The organism is Shewanella sp. FeAMO, from assembly GCF_053653955.1.
The window spans coordinates 4,693,889-4,718,574 of sequence record NZ_CM132201.1 but is presented as its reverse complement, the minus strand read 5'-3'; the positions used below and the strand labels follow the sequence as shown (position 1 = coordinate 4,718,574).

Here is a 24,686-nt window from a genome sequence, read left to right as displayed (position 1 = left end):
TGCTGTTGTGATGGGGCTTAAAGATGAATAGGCAGATGGTCAAGGCGATGCTGGTATTTGCCACCACAGTTGAGAAAGGCACCATGAATGCCGCCGCCAGGCAGTTATGCATGAGTACTTCTGCCGTTAGCCAGCAGATCTTCAAGCTGGAGCAGCAACTTGGGCTTGGGCTACTTAATCGCAGCACCAGGGCGTTGACACCGACCGAGGCAGGTAAGCTCTTTTACCAGAGCTGTGTACAGATGATTGCTCTTGCCGATGAGACAGAGCTGCAGTTGAGTCGTTTGAAGGACGGTCCGGCCGGTGAGTTGCGCATAGCCGCCCCTGTTGGCTTTGGTGGCGGTCTTCTCAGTGAGCCGCTAAGGCGTCTGTTGGAAGCGCATCCCGGCATTCAATTGTCGCTGCAGCTGCAGGATGAGACTGTGGATCTGGTGGGTAGTGGCATAGATCTGGCCATCTGTATCGGGCCTTTGGCCGATTCGGCGCTGGTGGCTCATCATCTGGCCGATTGGCAGATGCTCTTGTGCGTGGCACCGGACTTTCTGCGTAGGAGAGGGAGCTCAATGCCCATGCATCCTGGTGAATTGCAGAACTGGGAGCGTCTGTGCCATAAGGGGAGTATGGTGCAGGACAGTATGTTGAGTCATACCGTCAGTGGTGAGCAGCTGTCTTTGGCGCCAGGGCGTCTGGCGGTCAACAATATGCAGAGTCTGATCCGCTTTACCTTGGATGGTTTGGGTTATGCGGCCTTGCCGGAGCCTGAAGTGCGGCAGTTTTTGCAGCAGGGCACTTTGTTGCCTCTATTGCCTGACTGGCAACTGCCGCAGTACAGCGTTTACGCTCTGACCGCGGGACGAGAGGCGCAGGCGCCAAAGATCCGCGAAGCCATAGCAACCCTGAGTGCCTGTTTTGCAGAAGATGGTCCACTGGTTGCCGCTTGACTCAGGGTTGTCATTACCAGTGGATTGTCATTGCCAGTTGGGGAAATGGCTACAGGCCAAGACGGATTATTGCTTTACCAGCGGCTGTCGTTTTCACAGGGGCGGCCATCATTGTCGCCATCCATCTTGGTGTTGGGGCAGTAACGGTTGAAGTACTCGGCTTCGGCTCTGGAGGTCATCTGGCTGCAATACTGGCGTCCATCGCAGTGGAAGCCGGCGTCCATCTCTACAGGCTTACTGGCATAGCGCGGGGCGGTTTGAGCCGCTTCGCGGATGCTGTTGCTTATGGTGTCTTGGTGAATGTCGGTCAGCTGCTGCGGTTCATTGCCGCTGAGTTTTACCCAACTCAGGTAACAGGCATAACCAAAAATAAAATAAAAAACAAAGCGTTTCATCTTTTTCCCTTAAGTATTTCGGCATCCTTGGCCAAATTGAAGTTGGCTTTGCATCTTTGAGTGGCTAAACCGCCCAAGGTGAAATTTTGCGTCGCTATTGCAGCCTGTTCCGGGGAAAAATTCAACTTAAATTTGACTTGTGTCACCCTATTACCGGGTGCAATGCAGTTTACTCTTCCGCCAAGGCCTGTAGCCTGTGCATTTCATCCTGCACCTGTTGCACATATTGGTCCCAGTAGCCCAACTGTCGAAATTCTTCCAGACAGCAGCGATAGAGCTTGAGTTTGTGCTTGTTGGCCAACTGCGGCAGTAAGCAGATTTCTCCTTGATTGCTAGCATCCATTCCTTTTACTCCTGTCAGGCGATACTGCGTGGCTTCCTGCCACTGCAGATAAGTTACTTTTTAATCAGTTGCCTGATGGTGCAGACTCAACTGATATCGGCGGCATTTGGACCCGGCCAAGCAGGGGCAAGCCCTATGCCACCAGGGGTTGCCAAGGGTGAGTTGACAATCAATTTGAATGTTTTTGGCGGATTTCTTAATGAAAAATCAGCATAAGCTTAAGTAATTCAAGGCAAATTTCTTACTGCTAAAGTACGGGTATTTCAAGAGTGGCTTCCCCTGTGGGCCTTGCTTGGCTATGCTGCGCTATTGGCTGTATTGGGGGAATCATAATGGTCACAGAGTTTTCGCAACTGCAAGGCACGGCTTTGGTGCTGGAGGGCGGTGGCCTGCGCGCCATTTATACCGCCGGGGTGCTGGATGCTTTCCTGGAAGCCGGAGTCATGTTTGATTATCAGGTAGGGGTTTCCGCTGGAGCCATCTACCCGGCTTCGTACCTTTCCAGACAGAAAGGGCGTAACCTGTTAATTCAGCAGCGTTATCTTGCAGATAAGCGCTACATGGGCATGAGGCATCTGCTGAAGACGGGCAATTATGTCAATACTGACTTCACCTATAGACGTATGGCTCACGAGTTGCTGCCGTTCGATTTTGAGACCTTCCTGTCCTCGGGGGCCGAATTCAAAATAGGTGCTTTCAACTGCCTTTCCGGTGAAACCGACTTCTTTGGCATGAGTGATTTTGGTGGCCACGACGAGCTGTTGCAGATACTGATTGCCTCAAGCAGCCTGCCTTTTATCTCCAAACCCGTCGCCATCAATGGGGTGCCTTATCTTGATGGTGGCATTGCGGCTCCTATCCCGCTGCAGCAAGCCAGAGCTGACGGCTATCAAAAACAGCTGGTTATCCTGACCCAGGCCGCGGATTACAGTAAGTCAGCCTTTAAGTTTAAATGGTTGGCACAAAAGGCCTATCGGCGTTACCCCAAGGTTGCCGAGGCTTTGCTGAGGCGCCATCAGGTGTACAACCAGGCACAACAACAATTACAACAGGCGGTTGCTGAAGGGAGTGCCATGGTGATCCAACCCAAGATGGCGCTGGACTTGTCGAGGCTGGAGCGCGACATCAACAAGGTAGAGGCTGTGTATCATTTAGGGCTGGCCGATGGCCGTGAAGCGCTACCGGCTGTACAGGAGTTCTGTTGTTTTGGTGAAAAGCAAAGGGCTGGATAGCGAATGGAGCCAATTACAAGCACCAACCTGACACTGCGCCGCTTAAGAGCGTCAGATCTTGCCGCCTTCAGCCGTTATCGGCAGGAGCCGCAGGTGGCTCGTTATCAAAGCTGGGACACCTTCAGTCTCGAACAAGCCAAGACCTTGTATGAAGCCATTCCAAAAGCTTGGGCGCTGAGCGGTCATTGGTATCAACTGGCTATTGAGCTTACCGACGGCACTCTGGCCGGCGATCTGGCCTTGCACTTCATTGATGAGCAGCAAGTGGAGTTGGGATTCAGCCTGGATCCACTCTGCCAGGGGCAGGGTATCGCCAGGGAAGCGGTATTCGCCGTGCTGGATTACCTGTTTCGTGAGCTTGGCAGGCACAGGGTGATCGCAATTACCGACACGGAGAACCGCCCTGCCTGGCGCTTGCTTGAGGCCTTGGGCTTTCGCCGCGAAGGGCATTTTATCGACAATATTTTCTTTAAGGGACGCTGGGGCTGTGAGTATCAATATGCCCTGTTGGCAAAGGAGTGGTTATCCAAATGAAACAGCAAGTTGAAGTTCTGGAGCAAACCGCCGCTGTGGAGGACTTTATCCGTTTGCGGCAGATTACCGGACTGAGCCCTAGGCCGAGAGTCGGTGTCGAAAAGGCGCTGCCCAACAGCCTCTATGGTGTGCAACTTGTTTTCGAGGGTGAGTGTATCGCCATGGCCAGGGTGGTGGGGGACGGCGCAATTAATTTTGAAGTGGTGGATGTGGCTGTCGATCCCCGCTGGCAGGGACAAGGCTTGGGGCGTTTGTTGATGCAAAAGGTGATGGACTATCTGAAAGCTCACGCCTTCGAGGGTGCCTATATCACCTTGATGGCAGATGTGCCGCAACTGTACCTCAAATTTGGTTTCAGTTTCAGTTCACCGGCCAGTGAGGGCATGTATCTTGTCTGGCCGCCCAAGGCCGAGTTGAGTGCCTGAGTCCGGCCAAGGATCCTGAGCCTCAGCAGCGGCTCAGGGACGCAGTGCCGGCATCCGGCCACGGGTTGGTCGCACACTGGACAACAGCATATAGATACAAGTTGTGGTCAGACACAAGCCCAGATACATAGGCAGACCCTGCTGTTGCTGGAAGCCGTTGGCCACCAGAGGCCCGATAACTGAACCCACAGAGTAGCTGAGCAGCATAAGTTCGGTTGCCGCCACTATCTTGCTGCTGTCGAGGCTGTCACAGGCCAGCGTAATAGCGATAGGGTAGAGGGCGAAGGCGGCAGCCCCCAGCAGCAACAGGTTGAAGCCCATCACTAAAGTGCTGTGACTCAGCAAAATACCCACAACCCCGGCGGCGCCCAACAAACAGAAAAATGCCATCAAGAGAGTCTTGCTGAATCTGGGAGACAACCAACTGACCAGGGGTTGCACCAACATGGCTCCCAGGATCACTATGGCCATCAGTTTGCCCGTCAGCTGGTGGTCACCTGTCTGCTCGCTGAGAAACACAGGCATCAGGCCATAGATGGGGCCCAATACCAAACCTGCAACCAGACAGCCCATGATGGCAGGGCGACTGACATGCCTGACTTCTTTGAAGCTAATCTTCTGATGCTGTATTTTTTGTGGCTGGCAGCGCTTGGCCAGCAGTGGCGGCAATACGGCCAACACCAGTACTATAGCCACCAAAATATGCGGCATGGCACCATCGACACCCAACTGTCCCACACCCAGTTGTCCCAGGGCGTTACCGCCATAGAGTGAGCCTGTATAGAAGCCCAAACGCTTGGCTCTCTGCTTGGCGGTGTCGGCTATCAACAACCAGGACTCCACCACTACGAAGATGCCGGCCACGGCAATCCCGGCAATAAAGCGCGCCGCCAGCCAAAACTGGCCATTAACCACCAAGGGCATGCCAGCCACTGTCGCCGCCAACAGCAATAGAAACAGGATGAAGGCACCTCTGTGTCCCAGGCGTGCCACGACAGGTGAAATACAAGTTGCCCCGAGCAACAGGCCGAAATAGAAAATACTCGCCAGCCAAGCCGCCAGATCTGTCGCTAAGCCAAAACCGTCCAATGCCAGCGGCAGCAGACTCATATGATAGCCGGAAGCCAGAGCAAACAGGGTCAAACCCGCAACAGGTACCCAGGCACTGTTGTTGTGAGCGGTGGCGTGAGGTTGGGACAACTCAGACTCCAAATAGAAAAACGACCTTTTAAACTGAGATCAGTTTAAAAAGTCTGAATGGTGAAATTTTCCGCGAATATAGGAGTCTGTAGCGCTCGGGTAAAGTGAGTTTATTTTGTTGTCTTGGAAAGAAAATTTCACCAAAGTCTGGATGTTTAATAGTCTGTTTTAACTTTGAATAAATGTAAATAAAAACTCGCTTGAACGGCAATTTTTGCTGAGTTAAAACGGTGTTTTTAGCCGTTTGGTAATATCACCTCTTGTGGCCTTTGTTGTTGGCTGCGCTGCATTTAGTGTTTGCCCTGGGGTAAGATGGGGTCATTCGTTTCTGTGGACTATTTCTATGGCCAAGATTTTGCTCGTTGCCAACCTTAACTGTGACCGAATCTTATTGCTGGATAAACCCTTGCGTACCGGAGGTAGATTCCATTATCAGGATGGTGGCCAACGCTTGGGTGGTGGTGGCGCCAACACTGGCATAGGGCTGGAATGGGCCGGTCATAATGTGGCTCTGGTCAGTCAGGTTGGGCGAGACGAGATGGGCGATTGGCTGCTGGCCGAAGCCAGTACCCAAGGGCTGGATTGTCGCAGGGTGCAGCGGCGAGCAGGCAATACCTGTGAAATGTTGTTGGTGATGACCCCGGATGGCGAGCGCACCATTATCCGGCCGCAGCGGCCGATATTTGAATTGCCGGCGCCACCCAAATGGTCGCAGTGGGATGCCTTATATATCAACTCATCAGCCGAAGGGGCGGTCAGTTGGGCGCGAACCGCACTGGAACACACTCTGGTGGTGGCACAATTGGCCAAAGATGATAGGCCAAGACCCTGCCATGTATTGCTGTCTTCGGTAACCGATATGCAAGGGCGCAGCGAGCTTAGCCCCTGGCAGTTTGGGCGTCAGATAGCCGGTGATGCACTTAAATACTTTATTGTGACTCAAGGCGAGCAGGGCGCAGTGTTATACCAGGAGAATGGTGAGACGCTCATAGCGGCGGTTCCGGCGAAAGTGGTGGATACCACGGGTGCCGGTGATGCCTTTGCCGCTGGGCTTATCCATGGTTTGGTATCGGGAATGGCAGTGGAACAGGCCATGAAGGAAGCCGCTCAGTGGGCGGCTTTCGCGGTTGCCTCGGAAACCTCGATTCCGGGAGACGCCTTACGTCAGTACCTGCAAGCACAGCAGGATTGAGCTTGTCATAAAAATCCCGCATCAGTGTCATGCCGCCGTCATCAAGTGGGCTTAATCTTGCTGGCGATCTTTGGTTAGAGCTCAAGGGCTCTTCGGGTTTCTCCCTTCTTGTTTATTTATGTGCTAACTGGCTTGCCCTGCTCTTGAAGCAGGGCTTTTTTAATCCTGTTGCCCAAGGTTCGAGGCGATTGTCATCCCGCTGTCGCCTCTGTGTCATGAATGCGTCACCTAATAGCCCCAATATGTGCAGCGAGTCTTCTTTATGGCGCTGTGATTCGCCCGCTGATTCCCAACTGGTTTGCTGGTGCCCCGTTTCTTAACGGGGCTTTTTTTAGCTGCTTTGGCAGCTTGTTGCCGGTCTGGGTAACCAGATATCGAAACTCGGGCCACCGCTTGCTGTGTCGCTGACGCTAATGTCCCCACAGTGCTGGCGAATGATCTGGGCACTGATGGCCAATCCCAGGCCGTGACCGCCGCTGCCGCGATCCCGTGATTTGTCTATGCGAACGAAGGGATCAAAAATGCGCTGTTTATCTTCATCCTGGATCCCTGGGCCATCGTTGGCAATATGCAGCCAGACCCTGTCAGTGTCGCCGCTGAGCCTTATGCTGACGCTTTGGCTGGCATAGCGGTAGCCGTTGCGGATGATATTGCTGACAGCTCTATGCCAGAGGCGCAGATCTACCATGGCCTCCAGTGGTTCTACCTTGGTGAGTTCAAGGGCGATATCGGTTTCAAACTGCAGGTGGGCAATCAACTCCTGCAGCGCGGTATCCAATGATTGGCAGCTCAATTGTAATGGCGCCTGACGTCGCTCCATTCTGGCGTATTGCAGCAACTCGTCCACCATGGTGCCGAGTTCATCCAGGTCCTGATGTATGCCTTCCAGATAAGACATTTGCTCCGGGCGCACGCCGGAATCGTCCAGCATGTCCAGATTGCAACGGATCCTGAATATAGGTGTACGCACTTCATGGGCAACGGCATTGGTGAGTTGTTTGTTGCTGTCGATGAGTTTGGCTATCTTGTCAGCCATTTGATTGAATGACTGGTTCAGGTGTCCCACCTTGTGCCAAACACCTGTCTTGGCCCGTACTTTGAAATCTCCATTGGCAAAGGCACTGTGAACCCTTTCCAAGCGGCGCAGACGCCGGGCCAACAGGTAGAGCAGTACAAAGTTGATAAAAGCCAACACGGGAAACAGCACCCAGAGGGCAACGGATTCTTTGAAATAGTATTCCTGCCAGAAAGGAGCGGACTCATCACGGCTGATGGCATACACCTTATCTGAACCCTGGAACATGATATAGGAGATATCCTCTTCCATGTCTTTGACGTAATGCCGGTTGTCTCTCAGGATCTGTTTTTCTTCAGCCGACAGCTTGGCCGAGTCCAAAGAGATGACCCTCAGCTGTTTGTGCACGTTGCCTAGCACCTGCTCAAGCGAGGCCTCAGCGCTGGCAACACCCTTGGCGGCCGAGATTTCAGACAACAGCTGGCTCAGTGACATATTGGTGCGATCCAGATAGTCGCTTTCCCACTCATCGGAGGAAAAGAAGTCCAGCTGAAAGACAAAAATGATGGAGGTGAAAAACAGAAACACCAGCACCAGATAGGAGAAGATAAACAGGCGCTTCATTACCACCTATCCGGCACAAATAGATAACCCTTGCCCCTTACCGTGATTATCTTGCGTGGCAAACTGGGGTTGTCGCCTAATTTTTTACGCAAAATCACTACCTTGTTATCTATGCTGCGGTCTATTCCGTCGTACTCTATGCCGCGGGTTTCTTTGACCAGAAACTCCCGCGACAGTATTTCATCCGGATGTGAGCTCAGCAGCCACAACAGGTCGAATTCGGCTGCGGTGAGGTTGACCTCTGTCTGACTGACGGCGCAGAACTTGCGGGCATTGTCCAGATAGAGTTCACCAAACTGACGTTCACGGTTGCTCTCTGTGACCGCGCTTTCCTGCCGTCTCAGTAACATGCGGATCCTGGCCAGCAGTACCCTGGGCTGAATAGGTTTATTGACAAAGTCATCGGCGCCCATCTCCAGAGCTGCCACTTGATCCATGTCATCTTCACTGGCGGTGAGGATCAGTATCTTGCCTTGGTATTGGGCCCGGATTTCACGGCAGATACTCAAGCCATCGTTTCCCGGCAACATAAGATCCAGGATCACCAGCTCAGGTTGACGCTCGAGGATCTGCTGGCAGGCACAGTTGCCATCGTCTATCCGCTCTACATCGAAATGTTGGTTCCTGAGGTAATTGGTCAGAAGGTCACTGATCTTATTGTCGTCTTCTACGAGTGTTATGCGAGTGTTTGCCATTTCCTGCCGATAAGCTTGTGGATCAAGATAAAGCAAAATTAGCACCCCGATTACATAAGTGACAATTTGATTGGCATAAAGGGGGACTCAGTCACCCCTTTACCAGTGACCATTCAGTCTTTAACGCTGACATTACTGAGAATATAGCTGACTTCATAAACCCGGGTGCCTGGATTTTCCGGCTTCTGGTTCAGGCCGGTGACTTCCACTATCACTGAGGTTTCCCTCTCAATCGAGTTGGAGCCCCAGAGCCAGCTATTGTCATTGCGACCCACACCAAAAGTATTCACCGCATCCCTGTTGGTTTGTTCGCTGTCCAGGGTGAAGAAGGCAAATCCCCCTTGCTGGCTCAACTCTGCCGCTTTGCGCAGAATGTATTTGCGGGCCAGGGCCCTGTCAGTGTTGTTATTGCCGACAAAACTTATTTGCCAGGCATTTGAGGCAATTTGGGTTGTCTCAAAGCCTTTGCCAAAGGTCCAGAAGGATTTCTGGGTGTCATAAGGGGTAGCACAGCCACTGACAACTATGGCTAAGCCTGCGGCAAGCAAGAGGTTTTTAAGCGATTTCATCCAAGGACCTCAGATTCAGAAGTAATAAGTCAGTGCCAGGTTGGCGTTCCACTGCTGTTTGCCATCAACAATCGGCGAGTCGGCAATGGCGGAATCCAGGTAGCTGTAGTTGCTGCTTTGGCTGAGTTCGAGATGTTCCCCCAGAGGCACAATCAGCTTGTAACCTGCGTTGTAGGTGAAGGCTTTGCCCGGTTGGTAGGCCTTATGCTGCTTATTGGCTTCAGCCTTGCTGACTCCGAAGTAGTACTGGGTAAAGTCACTGCTCAGGTAGCTGACGCCGGCGTAGGGAACGACACTGCCCCAGCCCAGGTTCAGTGGTACGGCGTAACGGACCTGGCCGATAAAGCCGTTGTATCTGTTGGTTACGTCATGTTGTACCGAGGTGGACAGAGTACCGAATCCCAGTTGGGTATCCAGGTTGATACCCAGATCGCCACTCAGTTTACGTTCATGGATGCCGCCAAGCGCTGCCGCGTCTGAGTCTTTCAAGGCAATACCCGGACTACCCAGGTACACACTCAGGTTGAACAGATCTTTATCATTGCCGAAGAAACGGTAGTTGATATTGGCCAGTGAGGCGTTGAAGTCCTTGCCGTTATAACCCAGGTTACCGAAGGGACGCAGCTTGGAATCGACGCCTTGATAGAGTTCGCTGCCCTGATAGGCACCGGCAGAGACAAAGAAACTGTTTTCATGGCTGTAAATCTGGCCATTACGGATATAAACGTCAGTGTTGTCCGCCAAGGCGGCACTGCTTACTGCAGCCCCAACAAGGGCCAGGGCGCTGAATCTGAATGCTTTCATATTACTTCTCCTGAATACATAAGAAATCCCTGGTATTGTCCTCGGCGTCACGGCCATACAATAGCGCCGCTTTGTATGGAAATGTCCGTGATCTGTCCCGTAAGCTTGGAGTATGATCGGGCTTTGGCACCCGAAGGGAGACGTAACGTGACCAAGTGTTTGATTGACAAGATTTCTGGGCTGTATGCCGGTGATGAGCTGACATTCAGGGACAAGCTGGCAAGCGGGATAGATAACAAATCCCAGATGGAGACGCTGGAGGTTTTCGGCGACAGGGTTGCGGGTGATGCCCAGGCGGATCCAAAACATCATGGCGGCCCGGATAGGGTACTGCATCATTTCCCTCGCGAGCACTATGGCCACTACCGGCGCATGGGGCTGATAACTTCGGGGCAGGATGCACCTGCCATGGGAGAAAACATCAGCAGTGTTGGCTTAACAGAGGCGGATATTCATATCGGCGATATCCTCAGCTTTGGCGAAGTCGAGCTGCAAGTCACCCAACCGCGTTCCCCCTGCTTTAAGCTCAATCACCAATATGGCCAGCGGGACTTTGCCCTTGCCATGCAGCAAACAGGTATGTCAGGTTGGTTCTATCGGGTGCTGAAGCCTGGCATCATAAGCTGTCAGGATGCCCTGATATTGAAACAAAGGCGTACCGATATCAGTGTTGCCGAGGCGATGAAGCTGTATTTTCGCCCCGAATTTGATGCGGCCGCCTATGACAGGCTGCTCAGTTGTGAAGGTTTGGCAGCCAGCTGGGTAGGCAGCTTGCAGCGCCGACTGGAGCGGGGCAGCATAGAAGACTGGCAGATGCGCCTCTATGGCCCGGATAGTTTGGCTTTGAACTGAAAAAGTTAGGAAACAACATGGAAAAACAGGAAAGAGACATGGGAATGTTGGTGCACCTGGCGAGTTTTGCCGGTTACCTGATCCCTTTCGGCACTATCTTGGGGCCGTTGATCGTTTGGTTGATGAAACGGGAAGAGTTTGAATTTGTTGATGTTTGCGGCCGTAATTGCCTGAACTTCAAAATCAGTATGATCATTTACACCATCATCAGCCTGATCCTGATCTTTGTTGGCATAGGTTTGGTGCTGGTGGCTGTACTGGCGATTTTCGATGTGGTGGTGACCATAGTCGCAGCGGTCAAGGCCAGTGAGGGCGTGGAATACAAGTACCCCTTGGCAATCAAATTCCTGTGATCCCGGGCCATCCATTGGATGGCCTCGTTGCTGACAGCGGAGGAGCAATGCGAACCTTTTTATCCGGTATCAATAACTTTTGGGTCGGTCTGGTGTTCGGGTTGTCACTGCCGCTGTTGTTAATCGTGCTGACACTGAGCGTGACCCTTTATCAACTCACAGACTTTGCCAATGATGTTGCCATAACTCCTCTGTATCAGCGTGGAGAGCAGACTTTGGCGCGGGTCGACCAGCTGCTGGTGACTCTGGATCAACGACTCAGTGATGACGACCCAGGTTTATTGGCACCATTGAAGCAAATAGAGTTGTTGCCTGAGCTTAAGTTGTTGGCTCTCAGTGTTGCCAAGTTACAGGTTGAAGAGAACCAACCGGCTCTCTCTGCTGTGAAGGCTGAGCTGGCGACTCAACTCGATGCTTCCCTTAAGCAAAGGTTTGCGACAGCCGAGGCTGAAGCCCTGAGCCAGCATTTGCAGCAAATTCTGGAAATATTGGCCAAGGGTAAAGAGGCACCTTTGCCGCCTCAATCCTGAGTGTTTGCCGAGGTTTCTGCAGCCAGTTGACTCAGCGCTCGTTGGCGGTAATCCAGCAAGGCAAACACCCCGAATAGAAAGGCGTTGAGATAGTCTTTAGCCTTGAGCGGCAACAACTGACAAAATATCGTGTGAAATATCAGCACCTGCAGCCCATGCATCATGGCGGTTACCCCGAGAAGTATGGTGAGTATCACGCCGATATTGCCTTCAAACGGGCTGAACAGGTTGAAAAACATCAACACCCAAGCCAATAGGGTCGCCAGTTTTCCCAACACTAATACGGCTTTCATGACTCTATTCCTCCCGGGAAGCGATACAGGCGGTAGCTGACCTGGCCGGCCTGCTTCTCTTTCAATGCTTCCCAGTCAGCCGGTATCGGCAACTGCTGCAATTCTGATTCCACTTCGAGATAGATAAGGGCGCCTGGGTTGAGCCATTGATGCCGGGCCAGCAGGGTTAGGGTTTGCTCGGCCAGTCCCTTGCGAAAAGGGGGATCGATAAACACGATATCGAAACGGCGATCGGCAGGGCGCGCCAAACCGGCCAATACATCGCCGTTGATGACCTCGGCACTGTCGCATTTTAGGGTTTGCAGATTCTGCTGCAGTTGCTGAGCGGCGGTTTTTTGCAGCTCATAGACTCTGGCAAAAGCGGCATAGCGGGACAGGGCTTCCAAGGCAAGTGCGCCACTGCCACCGAAACAGTCCAACACCGAGCTGCCACTGAGTTCACCTGCCAGCCAGTTAAAAAGAGTTTCCCGCACTCTGTCTGTGGTTGGCCTCAGGCCTTCCAGATCCTGGATGGGTAATTTTCTCGAGCGCCATTGGCCTGCGATAATACGAACCTGACCGCTGCCCGGTCTATTTTTGGCCATCTTGCCCCCGTGATTTTGCCTGAAGAAAGAAAGTGGTAGACTATGCCACCTTAAAAGCGTCGCTATTTTATAACAAACTCAGCCGAAAAGGTGAGATGAAGCTAAAGCCCTTTATCGCTCGGGAATGCCCATAACAGGCCCCGCTGCTCCAGGGAAATAGTTGCGACCTCAAGCGGGAGCCCGGCTCCTGAAGATCCCCCACGATGTTGAGCACTGGTAGCACTGATGGCAAAGAAAGGTTTTTTTTCCTGGTTTCGTAAAGACAAAAGTAATGACGAAGCCGAGCAGGCGGCCAAACTCGCCGAACAACAAGCCGCAGAAGCCGCGGCCGAGGCCGAACGTTTAGCTGCTGAAAAAGCGCAGGCCGAACAAGCCGAAGCTGATCGTCTGGCGACTGAAAAGGCACAGGCTGAACAGGCCGAAGCCGAGCGTATTGCTGCTGAAAAAGCGCAGGCAGAACAGGCAGAAGCCGAGCGTATTGCTGCTGAAAAGGCACAGGTAGAGCAGGCCGAAGCTGAGCGTATTGCTGCTGAAAAAGCGCAGGCAGAACAGGCCGAAGCCGAGCGTATTGCTGCTGAAAAGGCGCAGGCGGAGCAGGCCGAAGCTGAGCGTCTGGCTGCTGAAAAGGCACAGGCAGAACAGGCCGAAGCCGAGCGTATTGCTGCTGAAAAAGCGCAGGCAGAGCAGGCCGAAGCCGAACGTCTGGCAGTTGAAAAGGCACAGGCAGAACAGGCAGAAGCCGAGCGTCTGGCGGCTGAAAAGGCGCAGGTGGAGCAGGCCGAGGCTGAACGTTTAGCTGTTGAAATAGCCCAGGCAGAGCAAGCAGAAGCCGAGCGTTTGGCGGCTGAAAAGGCGCAGGCAGAACAGGCCGAAGCCGAACGTCTGGCGGCCGAAAAAGCGCAGGCAGAACAGGCCGAAGCCGAGCGTCTGGCCGCTGAAAAAAACCAGGCCGAACAGGCTGCTGATGAAGAAGCTCAACCTGAGCCACAGGCAAAACCTGTTAAAGAGGGTTTCTTTGCCCGCCTCAAGCGAGGGCTGATGCGCACCAGCGAAAATATCGGTAGCGGTTTTATCGGGCTGTTTCGCGGTAAAAAGATTGATGATGACCTATTTGAAGAGCTGGAAGAGCAACTGCTTATTGCCGACGTTGGGGTGGAAACCACCAGTCGGTTGATCTCCAGCCTGACAGATCATGCTTCACGCAAGCAGCTCAAGGACGCCGAAGCCTTATATGAATTGCTGCAGCAGGAGATGCTGGCGACACTGGAGCCTGTGAGTGTGCCTCTGGTGCCGGATAATGCCGCCGGGCCTTTCGTTATTTTAATGGTGGGGGTCAACGGCGTTGGCAAGACCACTACCATAGGCAAGTTGGCCAAACAGTATCAGCGCGAAGGCAAGTCTGTCATGCTGGCAGCCGGTGATACTTTCCGCGCCGCTGCGGTTGAGCAGCTGCAGGTTTGGGGCCAGCGCAACGATATTCCTGTGATTGCCCAGCATACAGGTGCCGATAGCGCCTCTGTGCTGTTTGATGCCCTGCAGGCCGCCAAGGCCAGAAATGTCGATGTGTTGATTGCCGATACCGCAGGTCGTTTGCAGAACAAGAGCCATCTGATGGAAGAGCTGAAGAAAGTGGTTCGGGTGATGAAGAAACTGGATCCGGACGCTCCCCATGAAGTGATGCTGACCCTGGATGCCAGCACGGGCCAGAATGCCATCAGTCAGGCGCAGTTGTTCCAGGAAGCCGTCGGAGTTACCGGCATCAGTATCAGCAAGCTGGATGGTACCGCCAAAGGCGGAGTTATCTTTGCCATTGCCGATAAATTTGGTATTCCTATTCGTTACATAGGCGTGGGAGAGCAGATAGACGATCTGCGTACCTTCAATGCCAAAGACTTTATCGAAGCCCTGTTCAGTCAGGAGAAGGCGGATAACTGATATATGATTCGATTTGAGCAGGTCAGCAAAATTTACGCCGGGGGCCAAAAGGCACTGTCTGATGTGAGTTTTCATCTTCAGCGGGGCGAAATGGCCTTTCTTACCGGGCATTCCGGGGCCGGTAAGAGTACCTTGCTCAAATTGATCACAGTTATTGAGCGCGCCAGCGCCGGCCGGGTATGGATCAACGGCCATGATATCGCCGGTATCAAGCGCGGCCATGTGCCTTACCTGCGCCGCGATATCGGGATGATCTTCCAAAGCCACCATCTGTTGATGGACCGAAGCGTGTTTGACAATGTGGCGCTGCCCTTGGTTATCGAAGGTTTTACCCTGGGGGAGATCCGCAAGCGGGTAGCCGGTGCTCTGGATATGGTGGGGCTCTATGGTAAAGAGCGCCATAACCCCATCATGCTTTCGGGCGGTGAGCAGCAGCGGGTAGGCATTGCCAGGGCGATAGTCAACAAACCCCCTCTATTGCTGGCCGATGAACCTACGGGTAACCTGGACCCTAAGCTGTCCATGGATATTCTCAGGCTGTTTGAAACCTTCAACGATGCGGGCACCAGCGTGCTGATTGCCACCCATGATCTCGGTCTTATCGCCAGAATGAAATACCGCACCCTGACCCTGAAGCAGGGGCGGATGATAGGTGGTGAAGAACTGGGGACCAGCCCCATGAGCGCTAAGGAATAAGCTATGTCTGCCCAGCCTTCATTGACCCGCAGTAAACTCCCGCTTTCCGGCCGGATAGTGATGTTCTTTATCCGCCATATACAGCATGCCATGGCCAGCATGGGTGAGTTGTGGCGCAACCCTATCTCATCGCTGATGACCATGGCTGTGCTGGGTGTCAGCCTGAGTTTGCCGGCCGCCTTGCAGGTGCTGGTAAAAAATGCCGAAACCATTACCCAATCCTGGAGCAGCGCGGCACAGATCTCCTTGTTTATTGAGGGGAACCGCTCAGAGCAGAGTATTCAGAGCCTGCTGGCACGGATAAAGGTCTACCCGGAAATAGACGAGGTTGACTATATCAATCGTGACGAGGCACTGGCGGAGTTCCAACAGCTGTCTGGTTTCGGCGAGGCGCTCTCCTATCTGGAAAGCAACCCTTTGCCGGCGGTGATCAGCGTTATCCCCACCGAAAAGTATTCCAGCCCCGCAGGCGCCAGAGAGCTTTTGACCAAGCTGGAGCGTGAGCCTGAGGTGAGCTTTGGCCGTCTGGATATCGAGTGGCTGGAGCGCTTACAGGCGCTGGTGCGCTTGTTGGAACGTACCGTGCTGGCGTTGGCGGCACTGCTGATCCTGGCTGTGGTGCTGGTCATAGGTAACACGATTCGCTTGGCTATCATGAATCGGCGCAGTGAAATTGAGGTCATGAAGCTGGTCGGGGCCACGGAAGCCTTTATTCAGCGACCCTTTCTCTACACCGGCATCTGGTATGGTGTTATCGGCGGTATTCTCGCCTGGGTGATAATCAACCTCTTGGTCTGGTACCTGGATGGGGCGTTGGCCTCGCTTTTGGGCCTGTATGGCAGCCAACTTGAGATGCAGTCCCTGACCTTTGTTGAGCTGCTGCAGATGATGGCACTGGCGTCATTTTTGGGTTGGTTGGGGTCTTTCCTGTCGGTGCGCCAACACCTGCGAGCCATAGAGCCTCACTGATGTAAAAATGAACTTATCTTCACTTGCATTGTCCTATTTTCGGGGTAAAAATAACCCCAGATGTTGGATACGGCGTTGACAATATATGTCAATTGACCGATAGTGCATCGGCTCATCAGCGTTTTTTTCGACCCGAAATGAGCATCAAAGCAGTAAGAAACAGGAGCGTGAATGACTGATCAAACGCAATCAATGGCACTGATGGTTCCCCAGGGGAGCAGCAGTCTCGAGGCCTATATCCATTCGGTAAACAGCATGACCATGCTGGACGCCGAGCAGGAGTATGAGCTGGCGAAGCGTTTGCAGGAAACCGGTGATCTGCAGGCGGCTAAGCAACTGATTATGTCGCACTTACGTTTTGTGGTGCATATTGCCCGCGGCTATGCGGGTTATGGTCTGCCACAGGCAGACCTGATCCAGGAAGGCAACATAGGCCTGATGAAGGCGGTCAAACGTTTCGACCCTGATGTGGGTGTGCGTTTGGTGTCTTTCGCCGTGCACTGGATCAAGGCTGAAATTCATGAATATGTGCTGAAGAACTGGCGCATAGTTAAAGTCGCCACCACCAAGGCACAGCGTAAGTTGTTCTTCAACCTGCGTAAGGCCAAGAAACGTCTGGGTTGGTTCAGCGATGAAGAGGTCACTATGGTGGCGGAGAATCTTGGCGTATCCAAACAGGATGTGACCGAGATGGAGTCGCGAATGGCGGCGCAGGATCCGGCCTTTGACCTGACCAATGATCACGATGATGATCATGACTTTGCCCCGGCGCTTTATCTGGAAGATCACTCTTCCGACTTGGCGGCCCAGGTAGAAAATGACAACTGGGAATCCAATGCCCAGAACAAGCTGTTGTCGGCGATCAAGACCTTGGATGAACGCAGCCAGCATATTCTGCGGGCCCGTTGGTTGGACGATGAAAAGACCACACTGCAGGAGCTGGCCGATACCTATCAGGTGTCTGCCGAGCGGATCCGTCAGTTGGAGAAAAACGCCATGAACAAGCTCAAGGCTTGTATGGACGTATAACGCAGTCAGCAAACTATTCAGTAAAACCCGCCTTCTGGCGGGTTTTTTGTTTTCTGCCGAGGATGTGCCGGGTAAACCATACAAATTATATGGTTAAGAAATGCTTAACGGATTAGATATATACTCCTTGTTCGAGTATAAAAATTAGTCAGCGTATGATGTGAGAGTAAGTCTACTGTAATGCTTGTACCAATATGGAGATAACACCTATGACCGGAAGTAAGCCCTTGGGCAAATGTCCAGTAATGCACGGCGCCAACACATCCATAGAGCAAGACATCATGAAGTGGTGGCCCAAGTCGCTCAAGCTCGACATCCTCAGCCAGCACGACAGCAAGACCAATCCCATGGATCCCGATTTCAACTATGCCGAAGCGTTTGCCAAATTGGACTATGCCGGCCTGAAAGCCGATCTTAGGGCACTGATGACCACGAGCCAGGACTGGTGGCCGGCAGATTGGGGCCACTATGGCGCCATGATGGTGCGCATGGCCTGGCATGCGGCCGGTTCTTACCGCATTGAAGATGGCCGCGGCGGTGCAGGTACCGGCAATCAGCGTTTCGCCCCTCTCAATAGTTGGCCGGATAACGTCAACACAGACAAGGCTCGGCGTCTGCTATGGCCTATCAAGAAGAAGTACGGTAACAAGATTTCCTGGGCAGACCTGATCATTCTCGCCGGTACAGTCGCTTATGAAACCATGGGGCTGAAAACTTTCGGCTTTGCCGCCGGACGGGAAGATATCTGGCATCCGGAAAAGGATACCTATTGGGGCTCGGAGGAGGAGTGGCTGGCCACCAGTGATGGCCCCAACAGCCGCTATTCCGGGGAGCGCGAGTTGGAAAACCCATTGGCAGCCGTGATGATGGGGCTTATTTACGTCAACCCTGAAGGGGTTGATGGCAATCCGGATCCGCTGAAGACGGCCAAGGACATGCGGGAAACTTTCAAACGCATGGCAATGAATGATGAAGAAACCGTGGTGCTGACCGCAGGTGGCCACACTGTGGGTAAGTGTCACGGCAATGGCCGCGCCGAAAATCTCAGCCCGGAGCCGGAAGCGGCCGGCTTGGAAGAGCAGGGACTGGGCTGGCTAAACCACAAGAGCCGGGGCATTGGCCGCGATACTGTGGTCAGTGGCATTGAAGGGGCTTGGACAACCCATCCTACCCAGTGGGATAACGGTTTCTTCAAGATGCTGTTGCAGCATGAGTGGGAGCTGAAAAAGAGTCCAGCCGGTGCCTGGCAGTGGGAGCCTGTGGATATCAAAGAGCAAGACAAGCCTGTGGATGTGGAAGACCCGTCCATACGACACAATCCCATAATGACAGATGCCGATATGGCGCTGAAGGTCGACCCTGAATATCGTAAGATTGCCGAGCGTTTTGCCCAGGATCAGCAGTATTTCAGTGAGGTGTTTGCCAGGGCTTGGTTCAAGCTGACCCACAGAGACCTGGGGCCAAGAAGTCGCTATCTTGGGCCGGATGTGCCGACAGAAGAGCTTATCTGGCAAGACCCAATCCCTAAAGTCGACTACAGCCTGACAGCCAAGGATGTCGCCGACCTCAAGACAGAGATCCTGGCCTCCGGGCTGAGTGTGGCTGAGTTGGTGGCTACCGCCTGGGACAGCGCTCGCACCTTCCGCGGCTCTGACTACCGTGGTGGCGCCAACGGCGCGCGTATCCGTCTGCAGCCGTGCTGCGACTGGCATGGCAATGAGCCGAAGCGGCTGCAAAAAGTACTCAAGGTGTTGGAGGCTATCCAGTCAGGTTGCGGCAAAGAGATCAGCCTGGCCGACCTGATAGTGCTTGCGGGCAGCGCCGCAGTTGAGAAGGCCGCGAGGGATGCCGGGGTCAATATCGAGGTGCCATTCCTGCCGGGGCGTGGGGATGCAACCCAAGAGATGACGGATGTGGAATCGTTCGCCGTGCTTGAGCCTTTGCATGATGGCTTCAGAAATTATCTGCAGGCCGATTATCGGGTGACTCCCGAGCAACTCTTGCTGGATCGCAGCCAACTTATGGGGCTCACGGCCCCTGAAATGACAGTGCTCATAGGTGGTATGCGGGTGCTGGGTGCCAACTTCGAGGGGGCATTACAGGGCGTGTTTACCGATAGGGTCGGTGTTTTATCCAATGACTTCTTTGTCAATCTCACCGACATGCGCTATCAGTGGCGACCGGTTGCCGAAAACCTCTACGAGATTATTGAGCGTCACAGTGGCGCGGTTAAGTGGACCGCAACCCGGGTGGACTTGGTGCTTGGCTCCAACTCGATTCTGCGTTCTTATGCGGAAGTCTATGCCCAGGATGACAACGGCGAAAAGTTTGTTCGGGACTTCGTCAAGGCCTGGGTCAAGGTGATGAATGCCGATCGCTTTTAACTGAGAGCCAATAGACAGTATATGCCCGAGAGACATCTGGGGGTTGGAGTAGTGCAGCGTATGTAGCTGTATAATTCCAACCCCAGTTTTTTGGGCGTTGTACGGACTTAAAAAGGCTGCAACCTGACGTCAGGGTGGAAATCTGCCGCAGGGAGCAGAAAACGCCGGTTGCAGTAAAACTATGAGTCAGCAAGACTCTAGCCGCAGGAAAGGGTTGGTTGCCTCAAATGAGGTGGGACTTATTGTGGATTTTTGGCTTGGCCTTAAATAGAGGCTTTTTCCCAAAGCTATTGGCGAATTTGCGACGTTTACCCGGCGAAATGGTTAAAGCCTGCGGGGGTAGCAGCAGAATTGTGACTCAGGTTCTGGCATAATGTAGCGCTAATTTTTAAGTGTTCTTCTTCAAGGAATGAAATGAAGCAGTATCTTTCCCTCTTCGGCCTGTTATGGCTTTTGTCCGCATGCACCCCCAATTCCCATGTTGAATTTGACCCCAAAAAAGGCGATCAAGTTGATTACTGGGTACAGGCCAAAGCCACTATAGATATAGGTGGACGTCAATTTACTCAGGACAGCAACTCCCTGATGCGTTATGAGGTAATTGAGACCTCGCCGGCGCTAAAGATGGAGCTGGTACCCAAATATATGGCTATGTCAGGCGGCGGCCGGCCTTTCAGTAGCTTTGGCGCTACCGATGACAACCCCGAGCTGCAGAAGATGTTTTCCAAAGGCTTTGAAGTCACTCTGGATAAAGACTCAGGAAAACTGCTGGCGTTTAAGGCCAAGGACGATGAAACCTGGCAAAAAATATTGGCACGCTCTGGCCCTGAGCTAATCAAACTTTTGGCCCCGGGAATGGATGCTCCCGGCGTGTTGCAGGAGATCCCTGCCAAAGAGGGTAGTAAGCTGACACTTGAGGGGTTCAACGGCCAGCAAGCCGAATTACTGGTCACCAAAGTAACTCCCGAAACCGTAGACACTGAGTTGACGGCCGAAAGTGATGATAGCCGCCTGTATGGGCATATGCGCCTGGCCCGCGATAGCGGCTGGTTGCAGAAAATGGTGTTGGTGCTGGAAACTAAAGTCGAACTCAGGGGACGACAAGGCAGCAACCATATGTTGCTTGTCATGGAGCGTAAAGATCTGCTCGATCAAGTAGGTGACCTGAGCAATCGAATTGCCCCCGATTCTCTGGATAACTGGATTCCGATAGTGACCGCGCCGCCCAAACCTGTTGACGGGCAGGAGATCAGCGCCGAAGCCTTATTCCAATACGGCAAAGGAGCATATAGCGTCGAATCTAAACATCTCCAATTGGAGTTATTGCTCGCCGAGCATGAAAAAGAAGTTCTGGGAGAGATCACTTATCGAGACTTCAAGGCATTGGACGCGGAAGATAAACCTATTGAAATGGAGTTTGCCGTCCTAGGTCAATTTGGCCCCTATCAGCAAAATGACAAGCTAGTCACCAGTACCGCCATTGCACCTCTGGGCTGGAACCAGCGAAACCAGTTTGAAAAAATATCCTCCTTCAGCGCCATGGCAGATTTTATGCCACTCGAACTGGTATCGATTTCCGGCCAATGGCAGTCGGGACAAGAGCAGCAACTGGCGTTTGACGGCGGTATTGTCACCATTACACCTATAGCGCAGCAGCCAGATGAATATCAGCTGCATTTCAGCGGCACAGATGGCTATTTGTTGCCATTTTTTGATGGGCTTGAAGGTGAATACCGTTACCAGACGCCAGAAATCGGCCCCAAATGGCTCAATAGTTTGGATCGCAGCATACTATTTAGCGGCGAGAATGGGTTTAGGGTGAAGTTGACTAACCAGCCATCAGAGGTGACCTTCTTTGCTGTGAAGAAGCAGCAACAATCGAGCTTCAGCCGTGAGGTTAGCTGGGTAAGCCGCGAGGCCTTTGCTGCCGATTACACCCTGCCTCCAATGGATAAGAATTACCTTTACAATGACACCGGCGAAGACTCTGCCGATTTTGACCCTATGAGTTTCTCGACCCAGGCCGATACGCCGCAAGGTGCCAAGTTGACCCTGCCACAGGACTGGGCCAGTGTCTGCCAACTGCAGATAGAAGGCGATTTTAAACAAGGGCCGTCATCCTTGGTGTGGAAAGCGAAGTATGACAAATGGAAGCCTGCGCAACTCCAGTACCAACTGAGTACAGAAGATGGTCTTCGCCGTTACTTCTATGGCCTGGAAATACCCAGTCATCTGCATTGTGATGGACGCCCGGTATGGCAGCCAATTGACTATACCCCGAGTGAGCGCGCCTGGCTGGTGCCTATCGAAGTATTCGGTGAGCTGGATCTGCAGCAATCCACGCGGCAGTTCCTTCAGCAGTACCATCTCTATAGTGCCGACGGAGTACAACTGCCTTTGCTGGATATACACGCTCACTATCTCAATACGGACCATGCGTCCCTGAGCGAAGCCGTTATGGAAGACAAATACCTAAGGGTTGCCGATAGAGTGGAGCGTATCAGCAAACTCGAATATCAGGGCGAACCCCTGGATATTCGTTGGGTCAACAGTTTCCCGCCACTGCCTTAAGGACAAGAAAATGCGTGTATTGATATTACTTTGTTGCCTGATGAGCTGGATGGCCAGCGCCGAGACAGTGTGGCTGAATGATGATTGGCAAGTGGTCGACAGTGAGCAACAGGCCAGTTTTTATGTCAAAGATCCTCAAACTCAGGATCAACACGGTTGGCAAACCACCATCTATTATGTCGGCTCGGATACCCCCAGATTCAAGGGCAGCTTTGCCAAGCCGGGTCTTTTCCAAAATGCCCTAGGTAGCTACCGGTTCTTTCACAATAACGGCAAGCTGTCTTCCGACGGCAACTATAACAGTAACAGCGAGATGGAAGGCCCGATCCGCTTCTATGATGAAGACGGCATCCTGACCATGGAGGCCAGTTTTGTTGATGGTAAGCAGCGGGGCACTCAGAAAAACTTCTACAGTAACGGTCAGTTACAGGAAGTCTATGAGCAACTTGGCGACAAACGTGTCGGTAAAGACAGTCACTATTACCAGGATGGCAGTCTGCAGGCACAACACTCGCTGGTCAATGGGCTGCCGGAAGGGGAGCAACTGGAGTACTACCCCGGGGGGCAATTGCGTGAGCGCAGCCTGTATCTGGCGGGTAAACTGACCGGTGAGCGCAAACGTTATCACCGCAATGGCGAGCTGTCTTACATTGATACCTTTGGCCCTAAAGGCCAGCAGGGTAAAGCCTATGAATATTGGGATACAGGCGCCAAAGAGGCCGAATTTGTCTATGTGGATGGCCAGCGGCAGGGGTCGGCCAAACGTTGGCACAAGAATGGGCAACTCAGTTGGGAAGGCAGTTACCAGCAGAATAGAGAACATGGGGAAAGCCGTCGCTACGATGCACAGGGGCAACTGACTCGAGTCGAACATTATCAGCAGGGCAAAAAGGTGGGCGAGCAGCACACCTTTTATGCCAATAGCTCGCAGCTGCAGCATTTAGAGCGCTTTGACAATCAAGGCCGCTTGGTCTTTGAGCAAAAATTTGCCGATGACGGCAGCAAGACCATGGAATTCAGCGCCCGTTTTGTCAAAGACAAGCAGATCCTCGACAGGCAATACTTTAAAGAGGGCAAGCTCAGCTCAAGAATGCAGCAGGATATGACCCGGGTGTGGACTCTGTTTCAGAAGTTTGATGCCAGTGGGGTTGTCATTGAACGAGAGGAGAAACTGAAAGGTATGCGCGAGGGGCTAACTCTACAAAGTTATCAGGGGATTTGGGACGATGAGCCCTATATAGAGACCAGTTACTACAAGGAAGGTAAGCTCCATGGTGCCTATGAGAAGAAACTGGTTAGCGGCAAGCTGCTGGAGCAAGGCGAATATGCCAATGACAAAAAGGTGGGTACCTGGACCTACCTGGATGCCCGTAATCGCAGCACTGAAGCGTATGACAGCCAAGGGCGTCTGCATGGTGAGGTGAAAAAAATCCAGGTGCACGATGGTCAATTGTTGCAACTGGCACATTTCCGGCACGGGCAGCTTGAAGGCGAATACCAGACCTACAACGAAAAAGGCGAGTTGCAAGCCAAGGGATATTATAGTCAGGACAAACGGCATGGCCAGTGGCAGTACCAGGAGCCCTATGAAACCCAAGTGTCCCTCTGGCAAGGAGAGTACCATCACGGCAAAAAAGTCGGCACTTGGCTGGCCCACTCTGCAGCAGGTTATGAATTGGGACGGGAGCAGTATGACGCCAAGGGGCAGGAACAAGGCAGTTTTTACTATTTCACCGAAGACGGTTTATTGAAAAAGGTCGCCCGTTATCAGGACGGTAAAGAGCATGGTGATACCGTGTCTTACATCATGGGTAAACCCTACTATATCCAGATGTTCAAACACGGCGAGTTCTTGGGAAGTCGTGATGTCGATGAGTCGTCGAAGGGAGAGGGCGACTGCGATAACTCTACCTCATCGCTGCTGTTTGGTTGTTAATGGATATTTTATTGTTTAAAGAGTGAATCCGCTCATTGGTCTGGCGGTATTCCGCCGCCATAAATCTATGTTTAAGGCCGCATCTGCGGCCTTTTTTATGTTTAGGTAAGCCTGATCAGAAAATTCCGATGACAACAAGGATGTTTCTTAACGACCTTGTTTTCATGTCCCTATACAGTGCAACCAAGATCTCTTGGGGGACTGCTTATGGATTTCAGAACATACAGAGAGTTGGCGCTGACAGCCGAGCCAGGCTGGGGCATCGCGTTTCTGAAACAAAATAAGTATGAAGTTTACCATCAGACTCTTTACTGGCTGATGGATGCCGGTTTTCCTGTTCCACTAAGAGAACTGCGCATCGAACGCTTGGCCGGCTGCGACATTATCTGTTGCCGTATTCTCCCTTCTCGCCTGGAAAGATTTCTTGAAAAACAGGAAATCGCTCTCTACAAGAGCGACAAAGAAGCTCGCTGGGTATTACCCAATCCGATATCAGCCCCCCAATATCGACGTTGGCAGGCGTCAGTACTCTTGCATTCTCTTAAGAGCTTTTGAGTTGTCATTCCTTCATTTTTACGAATGAAT

Annotated in this window: 25 protein-coding genes; 16 read left to right on the top strand and 9 right to left on the bottom strand. The window is 52.7% G+C overall.

Annotated features, from left to right (window positions below):
- The first annotated feature begins 23 nt into the window (after positions 1–23).
- Complete coding sequence (locus ACWAU4_RS21095) at positions 24–941, top strand: LysR family transcriptional regulator (RefSeq protein ID WP_208125264.1); 918 nt, start codon at positions 24–26, stop codon at positions 939–941.
- A 74-nt stretch (positions 942–1,015) separates the two neighbouring features.
- On the opposite strand, the gene ACWAU4_RS21090 is transcribed toward ACWAU4_RS21095, so the two are convergent.
- On the bottom strand, positions 1,016–1,336 hold the full coding sequence (locus ACWAU4_RS21090) for an excalibur calcium-binding domain-containing protein (RefSeq protein WP_025009224.1): 321 nt from the start codon (positions 1,334–1,336) through the stop codon (positions 1,016–1,018).
- A 169-nt stretch (positions 1,337–1,505) separates the two neighbouring features.
- The gene (locus tag ACWAU4_RS21085; protein WP_156018539.1) at positions 1,506–1,679 is read right to left on the bottom strand and encodes a hypothetical protein; all 174 of its coding nucleotides are present in this window, start codon (positions 1,677–1,679) and stop codon (positions 1,506–1,508) included.
- A 353-nt stretch (positions 1,680–2,032) separates the two neighbouring features.
- Here ACWAU4_RS21085 and ACWAU4_RS21080 point away from each other — a divergent pair, with 353 nt between their 5' ends.
- The 3 genes from ACWAU4_RS21080 to ACWAU4_RS21070 are packed head-to-tail and all read left to right on the top strand — an operon-like array spanning position 2,033 to position 3,870.
- Positions 2,033–2,911: a patatin-like phospholipase family protein gene (locus ACWAU4_RS21080; protein ID WP_101059704.1), complete on the top strand. Its 879-nt coding sequence runs from the start codon at positions 2,033–2,035 to the stop codon at positions 2,909–2,911.
- A 3-nt stretch (positions 2,912–2,914) separates the two neighbouring features.
- Entirely contained in the window at positions 2,915–3,445 is a 531-nt protein-coding gene (locus tag ACWAU4_RS21075; RefSeq protein ID WP_107005815.1) for a GNAT family N-acetyltransferase, read from the top strand.
- Positions 3,442–3,870, top strand: coding sequence for a GNAT family N-acetyltransferase (locus ACWAU4_RS21070; protein WP_044735473.1), 429 nt, complete (start codon positions 3,442–3,444; stop codon positions 3,868–3,870). Before ACWAU4_RS21075 ends, ACWAU4_RS21070 begins: the two co-directional genes overlap by 4 nt.
- Before the next feature lie 33 nt (positions 3,871–3,903).
- Here the strand turns inward: ACWAU4_RS21070 and ACWAU4_RS21065 are convergent, their stop codons facing one another.
- Positions 3,904–5,070, bottom strand: coding sequence for an MFS transporter (locus ACWAU4_RS21065; protein ID WP_025009228.1), 1,167 nt, complete (start codon positions 5,068–5,070; stop codon positions 3,904–3,906).
- A gap of 343 nt (positions 5,071–5,413) precedes the next feature.
- Between ACWAU4_RS21065 and ACWAU4_RS21060 the strand changes: the two genes are divergently transcribed.
- Complete coding sequence (locus ACWAU4_RS21060; protein WP_028780757.1) at positions 5,414–6,262, top strand: PfkB family carbohydrate kinase; 849 nt, start codon at positions 5,414–5,416, stop codon at positions 6,260–6,262.
- Between the two features lie 331 nt (positions 6,263–6,593).
- Here the strand turns inward: ACWAU4_RS21060 and ACWAU4_RS21055 are convergent, their stop codons facing one another.
- The 4 genes from ACWAU4_RS21055 to ACWAU4_RS21040 form a co-directional block, all read right to left on the bottom strand.
- Positions 6,594–7,901 carry an ATP-binding protein gene (locus ACWAU4_RS21055; protein WP_208125263.1) on the bottom strand — a complete coding sequence of 436 codons (1,308 nt, stop codon included), beginning with the start codon at positions 7,899–7,901 and terminating at the stop codon, positions 6,594–6,596.
- Complete coding sequence (locus ACWAU4_RS21050; RefSeq protein WP_208125262.1) at positions 7,901–8,596, bottom strand: response regulator; 696 nt, start codon at positions 8,594–8,596, stop codon at positions 7,901–7,903. Before ACWAU4_RS21050 ends, ACWAU4_RS21055 begins: the two co-directional genes overlap by 1 nt.
- A 113-nt stretch (positions 8,597–8,709) precedes the next feature.
- The gene (locus ACWAU4_RS21045) at positions 8,710–9,165 is read right to left on the bottom strand and encodes a CC0125/CC1285 family lipoprotein (RefSeq protein ID WP_044735471.1); all 456 of its coding nucleotides are present in this window, start codon (positions 9,163–9,165) and stop codon (positions 8,710–8,712) included.
- 15 nt (positions 9,166–9,180) lie between these two features.
- A complete protein-coding gene (locus tag ACWAU4_RS21040) occupies positions 9,181–9,969 on the bottom strand; it encodes a MipA/OmpV family protein (RefSeq protein WP_044735470.1) in 789 nt (262 codons plus the stop codon).
- A gap of 147 nt (positions 9,970–10,116) precedes the next feature.
- Between ACWAU4_RS21040 and ACWAU4_RS21035 the strand changes: the two genes are divergently transcribed.
- Genes ACWAU4_RS21035 through ACWAU4_RS21025 form a run of 3 tightly spaced genes read left to right on the top strand, consistent with a single transcriptional unit; the run spans position 10,117 to position 11,704 of the window.
- Positions 10,117–10,821, top strand: coding sequence for an MOSC domain-containing protein (locus tag ACWAU4_RS21035; RefSeq protein WP_208125261.1), 705 nt, complete (start codon positions 10,117–10,119; stop codon positions 10,819–10,821).
- A 17-nt stretch (positions 10,822–10,838) separates the two neighbouring features.
- Positions 10,839–11,174, top strand: a complete 336-nt coding sequence (locus tag ACWAU4_RS21030; RefSeq protein WP_037436274.1) for a DUF4870 domain-containing protein — start codon at positions 10,839–10,841, stop codon at positions 11,172–11,174.
- 47 nt (positions 11,175–11,221) lie between these two features.
- Complete coding sequence (locus ACWAU4_RS21025) at positions 11,222–11,704, top strand: hypothetical protein (protein WP_107005812.1); 483 nt, start codon at positions 11,222–11,224, stop codon at positions 11,702–11,704.
- On the opposite strand, the gene ACWAU4_RS21020 is transcribed toward ACWAU4_RS21025, so the two are convergent.
- Both ACWAU4_RS21020 and rsmD read right to left on the bottom strand, forming a co-directional pair.
- A complete protein-coding gene (locus ACWAU4_RS21020) occupies positions 11,695–11,997 on the bottom strand; it encodes a DUF1145 domain-containing protein (RefSeq protein WP_044735467.1) in 303 nt (100 codons plus the stop codon). The two genes, ACWAU4_RS21025 and ACWAU4_RS21020, sit on opposite strands and share 10 nt — an antisense overlap.
- Entirely contained in the window at positions 11,994–12,581 is a 588-nt protein-coding gene (gene rsmD, locus ACWAU4_RS21015) for a 16S rRNA (guanine(966)-N(2))-methyltransferase RsmD (RefSeq protein ID WP_025009234.1), read from the bottom strand. Before rsmD ends, ACWAU4_RS21020 begins: the two co-directional genes overlap by 4 nt.
- Positions 12,582–12,806: 225 nt before the next feature.
- On the opposite strand from rsmD, the gene ftsY reads away from it, so the two are divergent.
- From ftsY to ACWAU4_RS20975, 8 genes are all read left to right on the top strand, one after another.
- On the top strand, positions 12,807–14,516 hold the full coding sequence (gene ftsY, locus ACWAU4_RS21010; RefSeq protein ID WP_208125260.1) for a signal recognition particle-docking protein FtsY: 1,710 nt from the start codon (positions 12,807–12,809) through the stop codon (positions 14,514–14,516).
- 3 nt (positions 14,517–14,519) lie between these two features.
- On the top strand, positions 14,520–15,212 hold the full coding sequence (gene ftsE / locus ACWAU4_RS21005) for a cell division ATP-binding protein FtsE (RefSeq protein ID WP_025012145.1): 693 nt from the start codon (positions 14,520–14,522) through the stop codon (positions 15,210–15,212).
- 3 nt (positions 15,213–15,215) lie between these two features.
- Positions 15,216–16,181 carry a permease-like cell division protein FtsX gene (gene ftsX, locus ACWAU4_RS21000; protein WP_025012146.1) on the top strand — a complete coding sequence of 322 codons (966 nt, stop codon included), beginning with the start codon at positions 15,216–15,218 and terminating at the stop codon, positions 16,179–16,181.
- 171 nt (positions 16,182–16,352) lie between these two features.
- Complete coding sequence (gene rpoH, locus ACWAU4_RS20995) at positions 16,353–17,210, top strand: RNA polymerase sigma factor RpoH (protein WP_028780766.1); 858 nt, start codon at positions 16,353–16,355, stop codon at positions 17,208–17,210.
- 209 nt (positions 17,211–17,419) lie between these two features.
- The gene (katG, locus tag ACWAU4_RS20990; RefSeq protein ID WP_208125259.1) at positions 17,420–19,594 is read left to right on the top strand and encodes a catalase/peroxidase HPI; all 2,175 of its coding nucleotides are present in this window, start codon (positions 17,420–17,422) and stop codon (positions 19,592–19,594) included.
- Between the two features lie 414 nt (positions 19,595–20,008).
- Entirely contained in the window at positions 20,009–22,165 is a 2,157-nt protein-coding gene (locus ACWAU4_RS20985) for a hypothetical protein (protein ID WP_208125258.1), read from the top strand.
- Between the two features lie 10 nt (positions 22,166–22,175).
- Positions 22,176–24,101 carry a toxin-antitoxin system YwqK family antitoxin gene (locus tag ACWAU4_RS20980; protein ID WP_208125257.1) on the top strand — a complete coding sequence of 642 codons (1,926 nt, stop codon included), beginning with the start codon at positions 22,176–22,178 and terminating at the stop codon, positions 24,099–24,101.
- A gap of 207 nt (positions 24,102–24,308) precedes the next feature.
- The gene (locus ACWAU4_RS20975) at positions 24,309–24,656 is read left to right on the top strand and encodes a hypothetical protein (protein ID WP_123117144.1); all 348 of its coding nucleotides are present in this window, start codon (positions 24,309–24,311) and stop codon (positions 24,654–24,656) included.
- Positions 24,657–24,686 lie beyond the last annotated feature (30 nt).